This is a genomic window from Steroidobacter sp. (assembly GCF_036402275.1).
Lineage (GTDB): Bacteria > Pseudomonadota > Gammaproteobacteria > Steroidobacterales > Steroidobacteraceae > Steroidobacter.
On the sequence record NZ_DASWTF010000048.1, the window covers coordinates 321,753 to 341,208 of the forward strand.

The following is a 19,456-nucleotide window of genomic DNA, read 5'->3' on the forward strand; positions in this document are numbered from 1 at the left end:
ATTACCGGCGTATCATGAGCCCGTTTTGCGCCGATGGGGGATTTGCTGAATGAAGATTTCGCGCCGCCTGCTCGTAGCCGCCAGCTTGTTCGCGGCAGCCACCGCCTTCGCGCAGCAGCCTGACCCGCCGGGCCAGGTGCGGCCGGGCGAGAAGCCGGTCAACGAGGCATACCTTTTCGCGCACATGACTCACGCGGACTACGGCCGGCTTTACTACAGCGTGAGCCTCGACGGCCTCCACTGGTACCGGTTGAACGACGGCAAGCGCATCACCGATGACTACCGCGGCCATCCGGACATCGCTCGCGGCCCCGACGGCACGTACTACATTGCCGGCAACCAGAGCGACGCTTCGCCCGTCATCAACATCTGGTCGTCGCGCGATCTGATCGAATGGAAGCGTTACAGCGACTACACGCCCGATCTCAAGTCGACGCCGGGCTATTCACAGGCGCTGCAAAGAATCGGCGCGCCGAAGATTTATTTCGATGAGCCTTCCAAGCAGTTCGTGATGACCTGGCACACGCCGCACCTGGAAGGCACGCCCGCAGACGCCGAACGTTATTGGGCGAGCCAGCGCACGCTGTATGTGACTTCCAAGGACCTGAAGAAATTTTCTGCGCCGCCCAAGCGGCTGCTCGAGTGGGAGATGGGCACGATCGACGTGTTCCTGAGACGCGCCGAAGGCAAGTATTGGGCGATCGTCAAGGACGAAACCTATCCCACGCTCGACTGGGTCACCGGCAAGACGATTCGAATTGCCAGCTCCGATTCTCTGCTCGGGCCTTACAAGGACCTCAGCGCGCCGATCAGCCCGAACTTCCGCGAAGCGCCGATGCTGATTCCTTCGCCGAACGGCGAGGTCTGGTACTTGTATTACGAGCAGTACCCCGGTGTGTCCTATGGTTTGTCGGTCGCCGATAAGCTCTCCGGCCCGTGGTATCAAATCTCCGGCTACACCTTCCACTCCACTTGGGACAAGTACAGCCTGCCGCCGAAAGTCCGCCACGGCGCAATGATCACGATTTCACGCAAGCAGTACGACGCGCTGGTGGAGAAGTTTGGCATCGACAAGCCGGCGAAGGACTCGGTCTCTACAAGGTAGAGATGCTGATCTTCTAGGGCGCTCGGACGAGTAAACTATTTGCGCCGCGCCCGCCTGGGCGCGGCCTTTGCGGATTGTTTCTTCGACGGTGCGGCCGCTTTCTTCTTCGGCTCGCGCCGCAGGCGAGCGGCGGCGGCAGCCCGATGTGACCTTACGGCCCACCGGCGCAGCTCGTCCTGGTCGTAGAGCACATCCTCCGGCGTCTCGTAATAACTGGAGATCGTGACCGCCTTTCGCTTGCCTTCATAAACGAAAGGCTTGGCCCCCAATGCCTCGAAGGCCGCACGAAATTCATCGTCGACTTTCAGATACAGCGAGCCTCCCATCACGAAGGCAAACTGCACCTCGTCCGCCACCAGCCCGACGCCATTGAAAAAGCGCCGGACCGTCACCGGGCCGAGGCCACTGATACGTTCAGCGATTTCGAGCGCGAACTCGCGCGCTGTGCTCATGCCACTTTCCCTCCGGCACCCGAAACGGCGACATTTTGCTCATCGACGTTGCGCAAGCATGCCCACGGAGTATCACCTCGACAAGATAAGCACAGTGCAAACGTGGGCCCCTCCGGTGAAAACTAATTTCTGACGGCCGTCCTGCTCAAGCTCCGCAGGTGCGTTGACTTCGTCCCGGCCGCTGGGCAGACTCCCCCCATGCGCTTCATGACCTCTTCGCTATCGCTAGAAGAAAGCCTGCCCCCAGCGGGACGGGAGGGTCATGCCTAGCGTTTGAGCAACCATCAAGGCTGCGAGAACACATAAAGCCCCCTTCGGTCCTGCCGGAGGGGGCTTTTTCTTTTCCGTGCATCAGCTAGCCGTTCGTCCACCGGCCATCCAAAGTGGACATTTTAAGGAGATGACATCATGAAGATGAAGTTCGAGCGCGCCAAGCCGCACCTCAACATCGGCACCATCGGTCACGTCGACCATGGCAAGACCACGTTGACGGCCGCGCTCACCAAGGTCATGGCGGAGCTGCACGGCGGAGAATTCAAGGCGTTCGATCAGATCGACCGCACGCCCGAGGAGCGGGATCGTGGCATCACGATCACGGCGGCGCATGTCGAATATCAATCCGATACGAGGCACTACGCGCATGTCGACTGTCCGGGTCACGCCGACTATGTGAAGAACATGATCACCGGCGCGGCCCAGATGGACGGCGCGATCCTGGTCGTGTCCGCCGCGGACGGCGCGATGCCCCAGACGCGCGAGCACATTCTGCTGGCTCGTCAGGTCGGCGTGCCGCACATGGTCGTGTTCTTGAACAAGGCCGATCTGGTCGATGACGTCGAGCTGCTCGAGTTCGTGGAGATGGAAGTGCGTGAGCTGCTGTCGAAGCACGGCTTTCCGGGTGACATCACGCCTGTCGTCAGCGGCAGCGCCATGAAGGCGCTGGCCGGCGACAGCGACGAGCTCGGTGTGCCGTCGATTGTCAGGCTGGTCGCCGAGATGGATCGGTTCATTCCGATTCCGGATCGTGTGGTCAACGCGCCCTTCCTACTGCGAGTCGAGGATGTTTACTCGATCTCCGGCCGCGGCACGGTCGTGACGGGTTGTATCGAGCGCGGCGTCATTCGGGTCAACGACGATGTCGACATCGTCGGCCTGGGACCGACGCGCAGGACCACCTGCACCAGCATCGAGATCTTTCGCAAGATCGTCGATGAAGGTCGGGCGGGCGACAACGCCGGTCTGCTCCTGCGTGGCGTGAAGCGTGAAGAAGTCGAACGTGGCCATGTGCTGGCCAGCCCGGGCAGCATTGCTCCTCACACTCACTTCGAGTGCGAGCTGTACGTGCTGACCAAAGAGGAAGGCGGACGTCATACGCCGTTCCTCAAAGGCTACCAGCCGCAGTTCTTCTTCCGCACGACGGATGTCACGGGCGCAGTGGCTCTGCCGGAGGGCGTCGACATGGTGATGCCGGGCGACACCATGAAGGTGAGCGTCCAGCTGTTCAGCCCCATCGCAGTGGAAGTTGGACAGCGCTTCGCGGTCCGCGAAGGCGGCAAGACCGTCGGCGCCGGCGTGGTGCTGAGGATCTGTAACTAGGGGGCGGGTGAAGGTTGTGAGCCTTCACCCGCTTTTAGGACCCATCGCGCGTTTGACGTCCGCGGGAACCTCATATTCCTTCGCGATGTAATCGGAATCCAGAAGGCCAAGCTGCTCACGTTGCACGACGTAGCCCCAGAAGGCCTCGCCCGCATCCCTGACCAGGCTTTCTCGACGTTTATCGTTCGGCTTCCGCGAATGCGCGGCGACGTCGGCGTCGTACCGGCGCAGCGCCTCCAGTTTTCTTTTCAATTTGCGACCGGCCTGCCCCAACGAGGCAGCGGCCTCGCCGGCAAACGGCAGCTCGATGGGATTATCGAATCGCGGCACGGCTACAACGCTTCGTCTCAACTGAAGCGATCAGCATTGTAGCGCGGCTTCACCCAACAGGAGCGCCCGACGGTGGGTAAGCGGATTCTGTCGGACGCGGATATATTTGCTCCCGGCCACGCGATCCCGCCTGGCGGATAATCCTTGTCACACTTGCCGGCCGTGGTTCGTCTCCGTAGAACGCCGGTCTGTTTCTCATCGCCATTGGAGGTTACATGGCTTGGTTGCTACTCACGATTGCTGGAGTCCTCGAGATCGTCTGGGCCATCGGCCTGAAACAGGCGGGTGGATTTACGCGGTTTTGGCCGAGCGTCATCACGATTACCGCCATGGTCGCCAGCGTCGTGCTGCTCGGTATCGCGATGAAATCGTTGCCTGTGGGCACCTCCTATGCCGTGTGGGTCGGCATCGGCGCCGTGGGAACTGCCGCCATGGGCATTCTTTTTCTCGGTGAGTCCGCCAGCGCCGGCCGGCTCGCGAGCCTGGCCCTCATCATTGCAGGCATCGTGGGTCTCAAGCTGGCGACGCCGACCGGATAGAAGACAGTTTCAGTCAACGATCGCTGCTAGTTTCGCGGCAAGAACCGGAGCGCACCGATGCGCCCGGGTTACGACAATCATCGCCACACTGGCCTGGCGGCGAGACGCTCACGTGATGCGATTCGAACAACGATTGGTGTCTCATTGGTTGCTGACGGCGGGAGTTGGCGTCGGCGGCGCGCTCGCTCTGCCAGGCCATTCCGTCGCGGCGGTGGAAGGTCCGGCTACTTCGGCGGTCGATCGACAATCGCTCGACGACGCTTGGTGGACCGGCCCGATCCTTGCCGCCGGAGCGGGCACCCTTCCCCAGGGCCATGCGCTGGTCGAACCGTATCTATACGATGTGATCCGCTACGGACGCTACGATCGCGATGGTGACGAACGAAGCGCTTCGCGCACGCACTCATACGGATCGCTGACGTACATTCTTTACGGCGTAACGGATCGATTCACCGCCGGATTGATCCCGACGTTTGGCTATAACGACGTGAGCGACGGTCGCGACAGCTCGACGATTCAGGTCGGCGATGTCTCGCTGCAAGGGCAGTATCGGCTGTCGCAATTTCGTGAAGGCAGCGCGATCCCGACCACGTCGCTCGTGATTCAGCACACGCTACCCACCGGCAAGTACGATCGGCTGGGCGAGAACGTGAACGACGGCATCGGCGCCGGTGCGCACACGACGACGCTCTCGCTCTATTCGCAATACTACTTCTGGATGCCGAACGGCCGCATTCTGCGCAGCCGCCTGAACGTTTCATATGCTTTGTCGGACGACGTGGACGTCGAAGACGTCAGTGTCTATGGCACGACCGCAGGATTTCGCGGCACGGCGAGCCCTGGCGATGTGTTGACCATCAACTCTGCCTGGGAGTACAGCATCACTCGCCAGTGGGTGTTCGCAATGGATTTACTATATCAGCGCGACTCGAGCACCCGACTCTCGGGCACCGCCGGTAACGCCGAGCGCATTGACGAGGACTTCGGCTCCGCGTGGCGCTTCGGCGTCGCGCCCGCCATCGAATATAACTTCAGCGGCCGCATCGGCATCATCGCCGGCGCGCGATGGTTCGCCGCCGGCCGCAATACGAGCGCAACGATCACTCCGGTCGTTGCGGTCAATATGATCTACTGATGTCGGGCTACTTGGCGCCGAGCAACACTCCGGGCTGATCGTTGAACACGATCTGGTTGATCACCCAGGTGTCCTTGGGCTTATAGAAATAAACCTCCCAGATCACTGGATACCGCTCGAACTTCTGCAGGTACGTGAACCGCTTCAGCGAACCCGAGAAGTCGACTTCCTGAATCTTCTCGAATCCGATAGCCGTGCCATACACCTCCATGGCGGCCTTGGTCTGGCTCTTCATGCCCTGGAGCGCCTGCGGCTTGAGCTCCGCCATGCCCGATCCGCGGAACAGCTGATCGATCGCCTGATCGGACTGCCCTGCCGCCACCTGCTTCAAGAACGTTTCGACCCGCTGCTGCGGTGTTTGAGGTGGCGTGGCCTGCGCCCAGCAGACACTCGATACCAGGCACAGCAACACGATGCGAAACAGGCGCATGACTTCGATCCTTCGATCCAAAGGTGGCGCATCCTAGCACCCGACTCGGGACGGACTTGAGGTGTCGATCTCAAATTAATCAGGTTTGCGCCATTGAAAAGCGCCCAACGCCGCCCCACGTGGGCAGCAACATAGAAACAAGAGCGCTGCTATGGACGGTCTGGGCTTGTTTGTTCTGGTCACGGCCGTCATAGCCGCGCTGCTTTGGTTGTTTATCTCCGGCGCCACCCGCGGCATTCGCTGGGCCCGCAAGGGCTCGCCCGCCGCCGCGTTCATCGGCTGGGCTTTGCTGCTGTTCGGCGCCGGAATGAATCCACAACCGCCGCCTCAGGAACAGGTCGAGGAAGCGAACCGGGAAAGAAAAGTCAAAAAGGAGGCAGAGTCTGGCAACCCTGAAGATTAGCGTCGATTGAAACCGGACGACGTTCCGCCCGGTCTCAATTTGTTTAGTGAGTGCTGGCGCCCACGTCCTGGATGGCGTCGTGGCACGCGCGCTGACAGCGGCGACATGACTCGGCACAGATTCGACAATGCTCGTGCTCGTCGGCGTGCGCTTCGCATTCCTCCGCGCATCGGCTGCATGCGCTGGTGCAGACCTGCAGGAGTTGCAGCAGGATGTCTGGATTCGAGCCTGTGCGTCGGGAAGCGAGCGCGCCGGTGGCGAGACAAACATCGGCACAATCCAGATCGAGCCGAATACATTGACGCAGATCTTGAACGGCGTCCTCGGCTAAGCAGGCGTCGGCGCAACTCGTGCACACCTGCGCGCAGTCGTAACACTCCTCGATACAGCGGATCAACGGTTGACTCAGATTGCCGCGCACGTCGGGGTGAGTCGAAATCATTTCTTGAACTCTCATCGGCATCTCCCGTGCAGGCTGGTCAGAATCGAACGACCGCTTCGCGCAATTGTTCCTCTGGATGAGGCGCGAACCGGAACTAAGCGAAAGCAGAATCGTTAGTCGGCCACGCACGCTCTTCAGCTACCCACGGAGACCCTGCAATGGCTGCACACAATCCTTCGCGCGAGACTTGGCGCGACGCGCCGCTGTCCGGAGACAACCTCTATGGTGACCGCGATAACCTACGACGTTATCGCGACAACGAGCGCGACGAGCATCGGCGCTTCGCCGCTCTATATGAGCGAGAGCACGGCGGCGGTCTCGCGCGTCGTGACAGGCTGGTCGAGTACGACGACGTGGACGTCGATTACACCGGAGGCGAATTTCGTCCCGGCCGTCGGCACGCTACCGAAGGTGGATATGCGTATGGCAACTACGGCGGGGTCACTCCCGCAGGTCGCCGCTATGAAGGCGCGAGCGATGAAGGCCCGAACACACCTCGCATCGTTACTAACCGCGGTCGCGGGCCGCGCGGCTATCAGCGCGCGGATCAGCGCATTCGAGAAGAGATCTGCGATCGGCTGACTGACGACGATCGGATCGATGCATCCGATATCGATGTGAAGGTCGAGAATGGCGAGGTGACGCTGTCCGGAACCTTACGTTCACGCAATGCCAAGCGGTGGGCGATACAAGTCGCGGAGCAAACATCGGGCGTCAAGGATGTTCACACGAGCATTCGCGTTTCGGATGAGCAGGTGCGACAGCATACTTATTGAGAATGCCGCGTGCGGGCCTCGCCCCGTACGCCGGCCGAGACCGTCCGATTTTACATTCGACGTTTCTGCAGAAACCTTTCTGCAGAAACGCCTGCCTTGGGTATCTCCCCGCGGGTCATTCGCGGACCGCGCAAGCTTCCGGTAATCTTCGACGCTTCCGAGCGGAACGAAGATCTTTCATGGACCAGCTTCAAATAAAACTGCACGATGTGCTGAGCACAGTTCGCGCACTCTATGTCCAAGAGCTGGCCGACGCTGTTCGCAATCAGCCTGGGAGCTTCGTAGAACCGGCGTTGCGAATGGAAGATGGGACACTCGCCACCGAGGGAACACCCCCAACACCCTACCGCGCAGACCTAATAACGCGGGACACCGGCGAGACAACCCAAATCGATTCGACGCGGCGCCTGACCTTCAGGGAAGCCTCATTCAATATCCACGGCTTCGTCCTGCGCACCGCATCCTTCTTCTGGGACTGCGCGAACTTCCGCGTGACCGGCGCGACCAACCTCGACATCAATCTGATTGCGACCTGGTTCAACCGTTGGTTCGATCCAGAGGATCATCGCGATCCCGACCAGGCCGGCCTTCACGGCGTCGTGCACAGCATCAGCAACGTCGAAGTCTCGGAGGACGAATGGATCTTCCAGATCGACTTCGGCTCCGCTCCTGTCGAAGCCTTCACCGATCTCATCGCCTCGCTCGAGAGCGCCGGCGCCAGGGCTGTTGAAATCAGCTAGCGCGTGAATGCTAGCCGGCTCGGGCCGGGGTTTTCAGGATCGGCATTTTATTGCTTCCTAGCCCACGCGCAGAACACCATCTCCCAGATGCAGGTTGCGTTCGCCTCTCTACGCTCCGCGGTAAGACGATCGTCGAGTGTTTCTACGTTGACCTCTGCCTCAGTGACGATGCCGTGCTGTAGTAGGCGCGGAAGAACGGCGCGGATAATTGCGCCGATCGGATAGCTGGCCGTTGGCGTCAGCACGTTCGCCTCGGCGCGCACGCGTTCGACGATGAGGCCGGCGGCGGTGAGGGCTGAATGAAGGTCGAAGCCCATGTGCAGATTTGCGCCCTCGGCCCGGAGCATATCGCGCAGCCAGGAGCGAACGCGGTCGTGTAGCGGCAGCGACGTGCGGCCGTCGTCGGCTGTGACCATGTCATGTTCGTGGAAGGCGATCACTCCGCCAGGGCGGATAACATCAGCGAGTTGCGCGATGGCTTGTACCGCATTGGGCTGATACATGAGAACTCGGCGGCCCACCACGGCATCGAGCGTGCCGCGCTCTGGGAAAGAGACATCGAATCCGCCCTCGAGGAACGTGACGTTTTTAACGCCAGTGTCGCGCGCTTTTTGCCGCGCCAACTCCAGCATGCGCGGGTCTCGGTCCACGCCGTACACATGCCCCTCCTTTCCAACACGCTGCGCAAGCATGAAAGACACCCAGCCCGGCCCGCAGCCGATATCGAGCACGCGCATGCCGGGCCGGATGCCTGCGTCTTCGAGCATTCGCTTGGTCATCTCGTCGACGGGGTTTGACATCGGCGCCTCATTTCGTGTGAATAGCTTGCCGATGGTAACTGCGCTGTCCGTTTTTGCACCGGGCAGGCTTTGCGAGGCGCTCGCATCAAACTAAGCCCTGTCGCACTTTCTCGTCCGGGTGATCTAATGTGAGCTTTGATCGTCAGAGCAAGGCGATGAGCAAGCCCACCGATGTTTTTGCCGATCCTCAGGCCGTAGCTCAATACGCGGAAGGCCCGCCGCGTATCGTGCCGGGGTTTGCAGATTTGCAACGCATGGCCGCAGTGCTGCTAGCAGAGCGCGCTCCACAGCACGCCCGAGTGTTGGTTGTGGGTGCAGGTGGCGGCTTGGAATTGAAGGTGTTTGCAGAACGGCAGCAAGACTGGCAGTTCGACGGCGTGGACCCGTCCGCCGAGATGCTAAAACTGGCCGAAGCTACCCTCGGGCCACTCACCTCCCGTGTTCGTCTTCACCAGGGCTACATTGAGGCCGCGCCCGAAGGCCCTTTCGATGCGGCGACGTGTCTGCTGACTCTGCACTTCGTTCCCCTCGAAGAGCGAGTGCGCATGATTCGTGAGATTCGGCGGCGACTCAAACCCGGCGCGCCGTTGGTAGTCGCACACTTGAGCTTTCCTCAAAGTAAGGATGAACGCGCTTTATGGTTATCGCGCTACGTGAGCTTCGCTGTCACCTCGGGTGTCGATCCTGATCGAGCAGCGAACGCTCGCAGCGCTATCGATGCGCAGTTGCCCATCCTCGCGCCCGAACAGGACGAAGCGATCCTCCGGGATAACGGCTTCGCGGACGTGACCCTGTTCTATGCCGCCCTCGCCTTCCGTGGCTGGGTCGCGTATGCCGATTACCCGAAATAGCTGTCCGGCTACCCGCCAGCGCCATAGCGGCGAGAGGCGGTAAAGAGTTTCCATTGAGCTTCGGACACGATAAGCGCGGAGCTCGAAGACACAATGATCAGCCCGAGCCGACGGAAACGACTGGCGTCAGCCTTTGTGATGACCCTGGCTTTGCCTGCGCTGACGGCACACGCTCAGCAATCGACGCCGGAAACCGCGCCGGGCTACACCATGCCCTCGACGCATGCTTGGGACATGAAGTCCGACGGCGGCGAGATATATCGTATCTTCGTTTCCTATCCCGCGACCGAGGCGCCTGCCGATGGCTTCCCCGTGTTGTATGTGCTCGATGGCAACGCGTCGTTCGCGGCGTTCGCCGAGACGCGACGGATTCAGGAACGTTTTGACATCGGCAAGTCGATCGTCGTCGGCGTGGGTTACCCGACGGACCTGGCATACGACGTGCGGCGACTCAACGATTACACCCCTCCGATGATCGATCCGCCCATGCCAGTCTGGCGGCATCTGGCGAAGTACAAGAGCGGTGGGCGCGACACGTTCCTCGACTTCCTGACCGGCAAGCTGCGCACGGAAATCGGGAAGCGTTACAAGATCGACCTTGATCGCCAGTCGCTGTTCGGCCATTCGCTGGGCGGCCTGCTCGCGCTTCACGCGCTCTACACGCGCCCACAGGCATTTCATTCAATCGTCGTTGCCAGCCCGTCGCTTGAGTGGAACGAGCAAGGGGTACTGCCCGAGGAGCGCGAATTCACCGCGCGGCTCACGAGCGGAAAGGTGGGCAAGACGAGCCGGCTGCTGGTGGTGGTAGGCGGTCGCGACACTGACGACGATCCGTATATGGCGGAGTCGTTCGCCAATCGGATGGATCGCTTATCGAACTACGGCCTGCGCCTCCGCTTTCACCGCTATGACGACGAGAACCATATGAGCGTGCCCGCCCGTGCGGTGACCGACACGCTGCGTTTTGCCTTCGGATCCCGCTGAGACGCCAATCGGACGCTCCGAATCTAAGGTCGAACCGCCGGTGTCTCCATCTTGAGTCCGGACGCGCGAGACATCAAGAAGAGCTCGATGTCGATATATTCAGGCGCGCCGTATTCGAAAGGTTCGGCGCGCACGCCGACGAGGCAGCCGCGAAGGCGGCGCTGCAAGGAACCGACCGTTTGCCATTCCAATCGATACAAAGGATATCCCGTCGGATGAGCTTGCGGGATGATGCTGCCTCCGAGGCGCGCACCCCATCGATCGTCATGACATGACGCGCAGGATAGCTGCAGTTGCCCGAGCCGCCGCTCGAACCACGCCCGGCCATTCTCACGAAACTTCTCCAGCCGTGGATCGGTGGCGGGAGCGACTGGCATGCCATGCGATTGGTACGCGACGTACGCGGTCAGATTCAGCAACTCGTTGCTCTCATGAGCAAGCGGCGGCGCTGCCTGTCGCGTCTGACGGCAACGATTGATACGCCCGGCAAGATCGATCGGCCGCTTGGACTGTTCGTCGAACACCGGATAACGAGCCGCGACTCCACGCATGCCCTTGGTCGCGTCCTCGTGACAGCTCGCGCATGACTTGCCAGCACTCCCCTGCGGCTCGCCCCACAGACGCTCGCCATCCAGCACCCATAACATGCCTGGATTGCTGGTCTCGTCAGACTGCATGGCCTGCGTCTGCGGCGACATGAAATCGAAGCCCGAGCGTTTGTCCTTCGGCAGGATATCCGCGCGAGCGAAACTGAGAAACGTTAGCGCGAGCGTCGCCGCCAACACAGGGCGAAGCATCAGGTCACCGCGATGTCGGCGGACGTGCTCTGCGTCTCGCCTTTGTCATCGGTCCATTCGAAAGTGATCGTGCCGCTTTCAGTGGCGACAGTGCTGAACGACAGAAATGGATTGGCCGCAATCGCAGGAAACAGTTCGGCGGAGAAAATCTCCTCGCCCGCGTATTTACAAACGAAGCGCTTGATGATGTGCCGAGGGATCGTGACGCCGTTCGGCCCTTCGCGATACCCCGTCTCCATAACGTGCTGGATCATCGCGCGGATCTCGATGACCTCGCCGCGCCTGGCGGTCTTGGGTACGTTTACGAGAGCGCGAGTCATGCCTTGGAAACATCCTCGATGCAGGCCGCCAATGTCACGACCACATTGGCCTTGCTGGACCAGAACGAACCGTCGCTGGTCTCCGCCAACGCAACGACTGTCTGTGACGACGCCAACCGGATTCGCGTCGACACCCGCGCCCGCCCCGAGCGCGGACTCAGATGAAACACGGCGACGTCAGCCTGCGGGTTCTTTTCGTTGAACAGCGCGATGCGTCGCACGTGATTCTCGGCGGTCATCGGGCTGTCGACCTCGACAGTCACCGGCACGGCATTGCCGTTCTCCACCAGCGGCGAGATCTCGAACTTCACGCGCCCTTCCAGCAATTGCTTGCCGCCCGTGAACGAACGAATCGCCTGATCGAGAGTTGGACGATTGGTGTTCATTACCGCAACGTCTGCAAATAGGCCACGAGATCCTCGATCTCCTGAGCCGTAAGAACTGGCTTGTCACGCCACTCGGGAGCGACGCGAGCGCTATCGGCGTTCGCGACTCCTCCATGATAAGTCGGCATGATGCTCTCCGGGTTCAAGCGTTTCATATCGACGACGCGTAACCGTAACTGGCCAGCGGACAGCCGCGCGCCCACACCCGTGAGATCCGGCGCCAGCGTGCCCTGCAAATGCGGATCTGGAAACGGCCCGGCATGACAAAGCACGCACAAGCTTTTCTGCCGCTGCTGCATGAGCAAGGCGCCCCGCTCCGCATCCCCGGCGAACCCGCCCAGCGGGCTCGGAATGGCATCGCCTTCAACCTTGAAGGCATAGAAGCGTGGGACCGGCGAGACCGCGGACGCAATCGGCGCCAACGCACACAGCGTCAGCAAACTCCACTTCAGCCGATGTTTCATCCAAAGACGCCGCGAGTAATGGTCTTGAACCACGCCTCGGCATACGTCGCTTCCTGCGCGCGCACGGATTTCGGAGCATCCATCGGACTCACACCGCCCGCACCTTGCACGTCGGTCAGCAATCCATTCGCGGGTTGATACACGCCGGCGATGGAAATGCCGTAGTCAGGCGCGACCAGGCTGTAACAAGTGTTGATGAGCTTGGGCGACGCAGGCGTACGCTCGCGAAGCAGATCGACGACTGCCACCGCGCACACTCGCGCTTGCGAGTTCGCAGCGAAGGCGGACTTCGGCATGCCGCCCGCGATGATGGCGTCGCCCAGCACGTGCACGCCGGGCTGCAATTTGGATTCGAAAGTCACTGGATCGACCGGGCACCACCCTGTTTGATCGGCGACACCCGCAGCCGTTGCCAGAGCTCCGGCCCGCTGTGGAGGAATGACGTTGGCCACATCCGCCCGATGCGTGCCGAACTCAGTGACGAACGTGCGAGTCGCCGCCTCCACGCGAGTCACTTGCCCGCCGAACGACAGCGACACCCACTCGATCATGCCGGGATACAGCTCTTTCCAGGCGGCCTCGAACAGCTTCTGCTTGGAAAAAGCATCCTTGGCGTCGAGCAGGATGAGCTTGGAACGCGGCTTATGCGTTTTGAGATAGTGAGCGATGAGACTCGCTCTTTCATACGGCCCGGGCGGACACCGGAAAGGATTGGCCGGCGCGGACATCACGACCACGCCGCCATCCTTCATGGCTTCGAGCTGACGACGCAGCAACAATGTTTGCTCGCCCGCCTTCCACGCGTGCGGCATGGCTTCCGCTGCAGCTTCGTTGTAACCGGGAATCGCATCGAAGCGCAGATCGACACCGGGCGCCACGACCAACCGATCGTAGGCAAGCCGCTTGCCGTCATCGAGCACGACGCTGCGTTGTTTGGCATCCACCGCAGTCGCCTTGCGATGAACCACGTCGATGCCGTCGGCACGCACCCGGTCATAGCCGAACTTTTGCCGATCCAACTCCCGCAAGCCCGCGACGACCGCATTGCTGAACGGGCAGGCAATATAAGTGGAGTTCGCCTCGACGAGGGTCACCGAGATGTCGCGATCTTCGTTCTTGATCAACCGAGCGCAACTGGCACCCGCGAACCCGCCACCGATGACAACGACACGCGGTGCTGCTTTCGCCGCCGCTCGGGCGCTGCCCATCCCGAAAGCCGCAAGCACACCGCCAGCAGCGAGGCCGCCGACGACGGCTCGGCGACTACTTCGCTTTGGCGCTCGCATACCACTGGGCAATGGCTTTGATCTCTTCATCCGAAAACCCCTTGGCGACGCGATCCATCACCGTGGCCGGCCGAGAGCCGGAACGGAACGCCTGCATCGCCGACACGATCTGCTCGGCCGAAAGCGCCCCGATGGGCGGCACTGGGTTGTCACCCGCGTTGACGGTGTGACAACCCAGGCACGAGGCCGCCCCCGGAGGCGAGGCGGCCATCGTCAGCGCAGGCGCGGCGACGAGAGTCACCGCGATTAGCATGCGCACCGGAGCACTCATGCGAGGCTATGTTTCTTCAACGGCAACATGCGAATGCGCTTGCCCGTGGCAGCGAACAACGCATTCAACACTGCAGGCGCGGCGACCGCGATGGTCGGCTCGCCCACGCCGCCCCAGAAGCCGCCGGTCGGCACGATGTGAGTTTCCACCGCCGGCATCTCTGCCATCTTCATCACTTGATACGTGTGGAAGTTGTCTTCGACCATGCGGCCGCCCTGCACGGTGCACTCGCCGAACAGCGCCGCCGACAATCCATACACGAACGAGCCTTCGACCTGCCGCTCCGCCTGCGCCGGATTCACGATGTGACCGGTGTCAGTCGCGGCAACGATACGATGAACCTTCAGCTGTCCGTCGGTCACCGAGACTTCAGCAGCCGCGGCCACGTAACTGCCGAAGCCCATGATCTGCGCAAGGCCGCGATGTCTCCCCTTGGCGGGCGGCGTCTCCCAGCCGATGCCCTTCGCCACTGTTTCCAGCACGGCGAGATGCTTCGGATGGTTCTTCATCAACTTGCGGCGGAACTCCAGCGGATCGACGCCGGCCGCATGCGCCAGCTCGTCCATGAAACATTCCACGTACACGGCGTTCTGATTGAGATTCACGCCGCGCCAGAAGCCTGGCGGCACCGCCGGATTGCGCATGGCGTGATCGATCAGCAGGTTCGGCACGGTGTAACCCAAGTGCCCTTCCTCGCCGCTGAGGTTCAAGCCCTGGAACACGACGGGATCCTTGCCGCCTTGCATGCCCTGCGGACGCACGGCTGCCAGGATGGACTGGCCGGAGATACGCATGTGTAGCGCCGTCAGATTGCCTTGATCATCCAGCGCGCCGGTCAGCTTGCACTGTGTGGTCGGATGATACATTCCGTGCAACATGTCTTCTTCGCGCGTCCAGATCATCTTGATCGGCGTGCCCGGCATCTGCTTCGCGATCAGCACGGCCTGCCGCACGTAGTCCTGCATGCCGCGCCGGCCGAAGCCGCCGCCGAGATGAAGTTTGTAAACCTCACATTGCTCGACCGGCAAACCAGCGGCTTCCGCGGCCGCCGCCAGACTCGCCTCGCCGTTCTGCGTCGGCACCCACACTTCGCATTTCTGCGGCGTGTAGAGCGCGGTCGCATTCATCGGCTCCATCGTGGCGTGGTTTTGATAGGGATAGGCGTAGACCGCCGAGATGGTTTTCTTCGCCCCAGCCAGAGCCTTGGGCGCATCGCCCACGGTCGTCTGCACGAAGGCGTCCTTCGCATCCAGACCTTCCTTGAGCATCGCGGCGATGGACTCGCTCGACATGTCTTTGTTGGGACCTTCGTCCCACACGATGGGCAAGTTATCCATCGCGGTCTTCGCCTGCCACCAGGTGTCGGCGACAATCGCGAGCGTGGCGTCATCGATCTGTAACACTTTGCGCACGCCCGGCCGCTTTGAGACCGCCGCCGCATCGAAACTCTTGACCTTGCCCCCGAAGTGCGGACAAGCGCGCACAGTGGCATTCAACATGCCCGGGAGTTTCAGATCCGTGCCGTAGATCTGCTTGCCCGTCAGTTTGTCCACCGTGTCCAGGCGCGCCAGCGGCTTGCCGGCGATCTTCCAATTCTTGGGATCTTTCAGCGGCACATCCTTCGGCGGAGTCACACTGGCAGCAGCCGTGGCGACTTTGCCGAAAGTCACTTTGCGATTGGTGGGCCGATGCGTGATGACGCTGTTGGCCGCGAAGCATTCGCTCGCTGGCACTTTCCACTGACCGGCTGCGGCAGCGATCAACATTTCGCGCGCAGTAGCGCCGCCCTGGCGCACATACTCGTGCGACTCGCGAATACCTCGGCTGCCGCCCGTGGAAAAATTACCCCACACGCGATTGCGTGCGAGATTCTGGCCGGGCGTCGGGTATTCGGTGGTCACCTTGGACCAATCGCACTCGAGCTCTTCGGCGACCAGCTGCGCCAGACCCGTGAGCGTGCCCTGGCCCATTTCGGAACGTGCGATGCGAATGATGACCTTGTCATCCGGCTGCACCACCACCCATGCATTCACTTCGGCGGGCGCCTTGGCGGTGGCAGCCGACGCGAACGGCACATGAAAGCCGAGCGACAGCCCGCCGATGGCCGAAGCGGAGCCGATCAGAAAGCCGCGGCGAGAAACAGGAGTTGTCATTGTCATGGTGCTGCCCTCAAGTGCTCTGCTTGGCGGGCAGACCGGCGGCGGCCAGCTTGATGGCCTCGCGCACGCGGTTGTAGGTTCCGCACCGGCAAATGTTGGTGATCGCCGCGTCGATGTCGGCGTCCGAGGGCTTGGGATTCGTTTGCAGCAACCCCACCGCGGCCATGATCATTCCCGACTGGCAGTACCCGCACTGAGGAACATCCAGCTTCAGCCACGCCTGCTGCACCGGATGCGAGCCGTCCTTCGACAGTCCTTCGATGGTGGTGATCTTCTGCTCGGCGGTGAGCGCGCTGACGGGCAGCACGCACGAACGCACTGGATTACCATCGATGTGCACGGTGCAGGCTCCACATTGCGCTACTCCGCAGCCGTACTTCGAGCCAGTCAGGCCGGCCTGCTCTCTCAACACCCAGAGCAGCGGTGTGTCAGGATCGACTTCGATATCGCGTGCAGTTCCGTTGATAGTCAGTCTGGCCATGTCGAATTCTCCTGGCGGATCGTGCTGGGGCCGCTGCGAGCGGCAAGCGGAATATAAGCGGAGCGCGCCGGCGAAGAAAACGTTGCCTCGATCGGCCAGCAACGGTTGCGCCGATCAGGGCGAATAGGACAAGGATGTCGGAGTTTCAGGCAAGCCCGTCGGGCGGGTACGCGCTGTTAGTTCGCGCAATTGTTGTCAGCTCATTGTCAGCCGCGCGACAGGATCGAGCATCCTGTCGCGGGCACTCCGTAAGGACTTGACGGCTCTTACTCCGACGGAATCTCCGGCTCGACCAGCTTGGTCAGGAGCTCGAGCGATTCCTGCCAGCCGAGATAGCACGCTTCAGCCGGAATCGCCTCGGGGATGCCTTCCTGCACGATGTTGATCTCGACGCCGACGGACACCGGCTTGATGGTCACCGTGGTCTGCATTTCGCCCACCAGGTTCGGATCGTCGAACACATCGCTGTAACGCAGGCGCTGATCGGGGACCAGCTCCAGGTACTTGCCGCCGAAGGTGTGAGCCTGGCCGGTGTTGAAGTTGGTGAACGACATCTTGAACGTGCCGCCGACCTTGGCGTCCTGCTGATGCACCTTGGCCGTGAATCCGTGCGGCGGCAGCCATTTCACCAGGGCTTCGGGATCGAGAAAGGCGCGATAAACGCGATTGGCTTTGGAACGCAGGACGCGGTGCAGGCGGACGGTACCGGTGGGCATGGCTCTCTCCTTAAATAGGGTCACAAGAATAAGGTGTTCGAGCCAAGGACGCCGGGGGCCTGACGGCCCCGACAGGTCCGACTGAAAAAAGTGGCCCAAAAAATGGCTAATTGCCAGCCCGCAGGAACGTGACATGCGAGCGGAAGGGATCAGAGGTTGACGCTGTAGCGGCCCGCGACCAGCTCGCCCTGACCGAAGTCGCAGCCCTCGCCGCAACCTTCCTTGACGTACAGTTGCAGATTCGAATTGGTGCGCAGAATCGTTCTGAGCAAGTCGCGATACACGCCCCGCTCGCTCGTCCCGGGGACGACGCGCCAGCGCGCCTCGATGTCGTAGTGAATGCGATCGATCAGGTCGGGATCGCCATTGACGGTCGAGCCCGGATAAGCCATGGAAATCAGGTTACGTAACGAAACATTGGCGAACGTGAGCCGGCCGGCCGCCGCATCGAACTGCGTGTCGCTCCACCAGCCCGGCTCGGAAGGCGCGAGCGTGATGCTCTCGAAAACGATGCGCCGAGAGCTCGTGGCCTCGCGCTCCGCGGCGGCAGCGACGCCGGCCAGGATGGGAACGTAACAAACCGACATCGCGATCAAGAACAGCATTGTGAAGCGCAGATTGTCGATCGGCGCCGCGCGCACGTTGCTCATGATCGATGTCATGCGCCGGGCCAGGTCTCCTCCATTCGACGATGCCATGCCAGCGAACTTCGCCGTCATGCCCAGGCGGCAGACTTGCAGAATGGATTCCGCGTAGGTCACTTGCTCATGGCCGCAGTCGATGACGCTTTCATCACAAGCCGCTTCCCGCTCTCGCAGCAGATGGTCGCCGATCCACCAGACCAAGGGATGGAACCAGAAGATGACTTCGACGAACTTGTGAATCGCGGCGGTCAGATTGTCGCGACGACGCACATGACACATTTCGTGTGCGAGGATGGTCTGCAGGTGCGAATCGCTCAGCTCGCGCAGTACGGCGCGAGGCAGGATCAAGACGGGCCGAAACACGCCGAACACTCCCGGCGTCAGATCCGCTGACGTGACTTTCACGGTCACCGGCAAATTCAACTCCAGGTGCGGCGCGAGTTTCAGCGCCGAATGCATCGCATGCCACTGTAAGAACCACCGGAGCAGCAGCGCGGCCGCGCCGAGCGCCCAAACGATGGCAATTGGCATCCAAACTTTGGGCAGCACGTCGTCTGATATGCCGCTCACGCCCGCGATCGAGGGAACAAAAATGGCGCTGCCGGTCTCGATCAGTTTTGCATCCAGCGCCAGCGGCGCGGGGAAGGAACGGCCGAGAAGGTCGCCCAGTTGCTGTAACAGCGCGAACGGCACCAGGAACTTCAGCGACGCGCAAAACCAAATCCAATAGCGGATTTCGGCAGAATTGCGCTGACACAGTCGCGTCAGCACCCAGGCCGCGACCAGCACTACGGTCGATTGCCACAGATGCAGCGCGAGCATGGCGGCCATCACTCTTCCTTCTCGTCCTTCCTGCTCTCGTCCTTCTTAGACAGGGCGCGCAGGATTTTCTCCGCTTCTTTGATATCGCCCATGGTCAGCTTGCCCGATTCGATCAGGTGCGCCATCACCGGCTGGGCGCGCCCGCCGAACAGGCCCAGCAGGTCGTCGACGAGCCGCCGTTCCGCCGCCTCACGCGTGATCGTGGCCTCGAATATATGAGCGTTGCTGATTTTCTTGGCGCGCCGGAGCATCTCTTTGGTCTCCAGGCGGTACACCATGGTTTGCACGGTGGTGTACGCCGGCCGCCCCCGCTTTGGAAACGCGTCGTGAATCTCACGGATGGAGCACGCGCCGCGGCTCCACAGCGTCTCCATAATGGTCAATTCGAGCTTGCTGAGCTTCTGCGACGCCAAGTCCTGGCCCCTCGGGCAATCACCTGCCTATTGCTGTGGTTGAGCCTACGCCTGTTGTAGTAGGAACTGCAAGCCGCTTGTGCGTGTCTACTACAGTTGTCATAGTAACTATGA

25 protein-coding genes are annotated in these 19,456 nt (G+C 61.5%); 9 read left to right on the top strand and 16 right to left on the bottom strand.

The window, feature by feature from the left end:
• Positions 1 to 49 precede the first annotated feature (49 nt).
• Entirely contained in the window at positions 50 to 1,105 is a 1,056-nt protein-coding gene (locus VGD45_RS28635; protein WP_331158811.1) for a hypothetical protein, read from the top strand.
• Between the two features lie 35 nt (positions 1,106 to 1,140).
• Here the strand turns inward: VGD45_RS28635 and VGD45_RS28640 are convergent, their stop codons facing one another.
• Positions 1,141 to 1,557 carry a TfoX/Sxy family protein gene (locus VGD45_RS28640; protein WP_331158812.1) on the bottom strand — a complete coding sequence of 139 codons (417 nt, stop codon included), beginning with the start codon at positions 1,555 to 1,557 and terminating at the stop codon, positions 1,141 to 1,143.
• Between the two features lie 405 nt (positions 1,558 to 1,962).
• On the opposite strand from VGD45_RS28640, the gene tuf reads away from it, so the two are divergent.
• Positions 1,963 to 3,153, top strand: coding sequence for an elongation factor Tu (gene tuf, locus VGD45_RS28645; protein WP_331158867.1), 1,191 nt, complete (start codon positions 1,963 to 1,965; stop codon positions 3,151 to 3,153).
• A 24-nt stretch (positions 3,154 to 3,177) separates the two neighbouring features.
• Here tuf and VGD45_RS28650 read toward each other — a convergent pair whose 3' ends face one another.
• Positions 3,178 to 3,483 carry a DUF6665 family protein gene (locus tag VGD45_RS28650; protein ID WP_331158813.1) on the bottom strand — a complete coding sequence of 102 codons (306 nt, stop codon included), beginning with the start codon at positions 3,481 to 3,483 and terminating at the stop codon, positions 3,178 to 3,180.
• A 215-nt stretch (positions 3,484 to 3,698) separates the two neighbouring features.
• Here VGD45_RS28650 and sugE point away from each other — a divergent pair, with 215 nt between their 5' ends.
• Both sugE and VGD45_RS28660 read left to right on the top strand, forming a co-directional pair.
• Positions 3,699 to 4,022 carry a quaternary ammonium compound efflux SMR transporter SugE gene (sugE, locus tag VGD45_RS28655; protein WP_331158814.1) on the top strand — a complete coding sequence of 108 codons (324 nt, stop codon included), beginning with the start codon at positions 3,699 to 3,701 and terminating at the stop codon, positions 4,020 to 4,022.
• 115 nt (positions 4,023 to 4,137) lie between these two features.
• A complete protein-coding gene (locus VGD45_RS28660; protein ID WP_349263389.1) occupies positions 4,138 to 5,157 on the top strand; it encodes a transporter in 1,020 nt (339 codons plus the stop codon).
• Between the two features lie 7 nt (positions 5,158 to 5,164).
• Here the strand turns inward: VGD45_RS28660 and VGD45_RS28665 are convergent, their stop codons facing one another.
• Positions 5,165 to 5,587: a hypothetical protein gene (locus tag VGD45_RS28665; protein ID WP_331158816.1), complete on the bottom strand. Its 423-nt coding sequence runs from the start codon at positions 5,585 to 5,587 to the stop codon at positions 5,165 to 5,167.
• Positions 5,588 to 5,738: 151 nt separating this feature from the next.
• Here VGD45_RS28665 and VGD45_RS28670 point away from each other — a divergent pair, with 151 nt between their 5' ends.
• Positions 5,739 to 5,990 carry a hypothetical protein gene (locus tag VGD45_RS28670; RefSeq protein ID WP_331158817.1) on the top strand — a complete coding sequence of 84 codons (252 nt, stop codon included), beginning with the start codon at positions 5,739 to 5,741 and terminating at the stop codon, positions 5,988 to 5,990.
• Between the two features lie 43 nt (positions 5,991 to 6,033).
• Here VGD45_RS28670 and VGD45_RS28675 read toward each other — a convergent pair whose 3' ends face one another.
• A complete protein-coding gene (locus VGD45_RS28675) occupies positions 6,034 to 6,447 on the bottom strand; it encodes a four-helix bundle copper-binding protein (RefSeq protein WP_331158818.1) in 414 nt (137 codons plus the stop codon).
• 143 nt (positions 6,448 to 6,590) lie between these two features.
• Between VGD45_RS28675 and VGD45_RS28680 the strand changes: the two genes are divergently transcribed.
• Positions 6,591 to 7,208: a BON domain-containing protein gene (locus VGD45_RS28680; RefSeq protein ID WP_331158819.1), complete on the top strand. Its 618-nt coding sequence runs from the start codon at positions 6,591 to 6,593 to the stop codon at positions 7,206 to 7,208.
• 179 nt (positions 7,209 to 7,387) lie between these two features.
• A complete protein-coding gene (locus VGD45_RS28685; RefSeq protein ID WP_331158820.1) occupies positions 7,388 to 7,948 on the top strand; it encodes a hypothetical protein in 561 nt (186 codons plus the stop codon).
• Between the two features lie 47 nt (positions 7,949 to 7,995).
• Here VGD45_RS28685 and VGD45_RS28690 read toward each other — a convergent pair whose 3' ends face one another.
• A complete protein-coding gene (locus VGD45_RS28690; RefSeq protein WP_331158821.1) occupies positions 7,996 to 8,748 on the bottom strand; it encodes a methyltransferase domain-containing protein in 753 nt (250 codons plus the stop codon).
• A 155-nt stretch (positions 8,749 to 8,903) separates the two neighbouring features.
• Between VGD45_RS28690 and VGD45_RS28695 the strand changes: the two genes are divergently transcribed.
• On the top strand, positions 8,904 to 9,599 hold the full coding sequence (locus VGD45_RS28695) for a class I SAM-dependent methyltransferase (RefSeq protein WP_331158822.1): 696 nt from the start codon (positions 8,904 to 8,906) through the stop codon (positions 9,597 to 9,599).
• Positions 9,600 to 9,692: 93 nt separating this feature from the next.
• Positions 9,693 to 10,583, top strand: a complete 891-nt coding sequence (locus VGD45_RS28700; protein WP_331158823.1) for an alpha/beta hydrolase — start codon at positions 9,693 to 9,695, stop codon at positions 10,581 to 10,583.
• 23 nt (positions 10,584 to 10,606) lie between these two features.
• Here the strand turns inward: VGD45_RS28700 and soxA are convergent, their stop codons facing one another.
• From soxA to VGD45_RS28755, 11 genes are all read right to left on the bottom strand, one after another.
• Positions 10,607 to 11,380 (bottom strand): sulfur oxidation c-type cytochrome SoxA, encoded by a 774-nt coding sequence (soxA, locus tag VGD45_RS28705; protein WP_331158824.1) that lies wholly within the window; start codon positions 11,378 to 11,380, stop codon positions 10,607 to 10,609.
• A complete protein-coding gene (gene soxZ, locus VGD45_RS28710) occupies positions 11,380 to 11,700 on the bottom strand; it encodes a thiosulfate oxidation carrier complex protein SoxZ (protein ID WP_331158825.1) in 321 nt (106 codons plus the stop codon). The genes soxA and soxZ overlap by 1 nt, the downstream gene beginning before the upstream one ends.
• The gene (locus VGD45_RS28715; RefSeq protein WP_331158826.1) at positions 11,697 to 12,086 is read right to left on the bottom strand and encodes a SoxY-related AACIE arm protein; all 390 of its coding nucleotides are present in this window, start codon (positions 12,084 to 12,086) and stop codon (positions 11,697 to 11,699) included. The genes soxZ and VGD45_RS28715 overlap by 4 nt, the downstream gene beginning before the upstream one ends.
• Entirely contained in the window at positions 12,086 to 12,550 is a 465-nt protein-coding gene (gene soxX / locus VGD45_RS28720; RefSeq protein ID WP_331158827.1) for a sulfur oxidation c-type cytochrome SoxX, read from the bottom strand. Before soxX ends, VGD45_RS28715 begins: the two co-directional genes overlap by 1 nt.
• The gene (locus VGD45_RS28725; RefSeq protein ID WP_414717615.1) at positions 12,547 to 13,836 is read right to left on the bottom strand and encodes an FCSD flavin-binding domain-containing protein; all 1,290 of its coding nucleotides are present in this window, start codon (positions 13,834 to 13,836) and stop codon (positions 12,547 to 12,549) included. Before VGD45_RS28725 ends, soxX begins: the two co-directional genes overlap by 4 nt.
• Positions 13,814 to 14,089 (bottom strand): cytochrome C, encoded by a 276-nt coding sequence (locus VGD45_RS28730; RefSeq protein WP_349263390.1) that lies wholly within the window; start codon positions 14,087 to 14,089, stop codon positions 13,814 to 13,816. The genes VGD45_RS28725 and VGD45_RS28730 overlap by 23 nt, the downstream gene beginning before the upstream one ends.
• A 14-nt stretch (positions 14,090 to 14,103) precedes the next feature.
• Entirely contained in the window at positions 14,104 to 16,266 is a 2,163-nt protein-coding gene (locus VGD45_RS28735) for a xanthine dehydrogenase family protein molybdopterin-binding subunit (protein WP_331158830.1), read from the bottom strand.
• A gap of 10 nt (positions 16,267 to 16,276) precedes the next feature.
• Positions 16,277 to 16,747: a (2Fe-2S)-binding protein gene (locus VGD45_RS28740; RefSeq protein ID WP_331158831.1), complete on the bottom strand. Its 471-nt coding sequence runs from the start codon at positions 16,745 to 16,747 to the stop codon at positions 16,277 to 16,279.
• A 266-nt stretch (positions 16,748 to 17,013) separates the two neighbouring features.
• On the bottom strand, positions 17,014 to 17,463 hold the full coding sequence (locus VGD45_RS28745; RefSeq protein ID WP_331158832.1) for an SRPBCC family protein: 450 nt from the start codon (positions 17,461 to 17,463) through the stop codon (positions 17,014 to 17,016).
• A gap of 149 nt (positions 17,464 to 17,612) precedes the next feature.
• The gene (locus tag VGD45_RS28750; protein WP_331158833.1) at positions 17,613 to 18,938 is read right to left on the bottom strand and encodes a M56 family metallopeptidase; all 1,326 of its coding nucleotides are present in this window, start codon (positions 18,936 to 18,938) and stop codon (positions 17,613 to 17,615) included.
• On the bottom strand, positions 18,938 to 19,342 hold the full coding sequence (locus tag VGD45_RS28755; protein WP_331158834.1) for a BlaI/MecI/CopY family transcriptional regulator: 405 nt from the start codon (positions 19,340 to 19,342) through the stop codon (positions 18,938 to 18,940). The genes VGD45_RS28750 and VGD45_RS28755 overlap by 1 nt, the downstream gene beginning before the upstream one ends.
• Between the last annotated feature and the right edge of the window lie 114 nt (positions 19,343 to 19,456).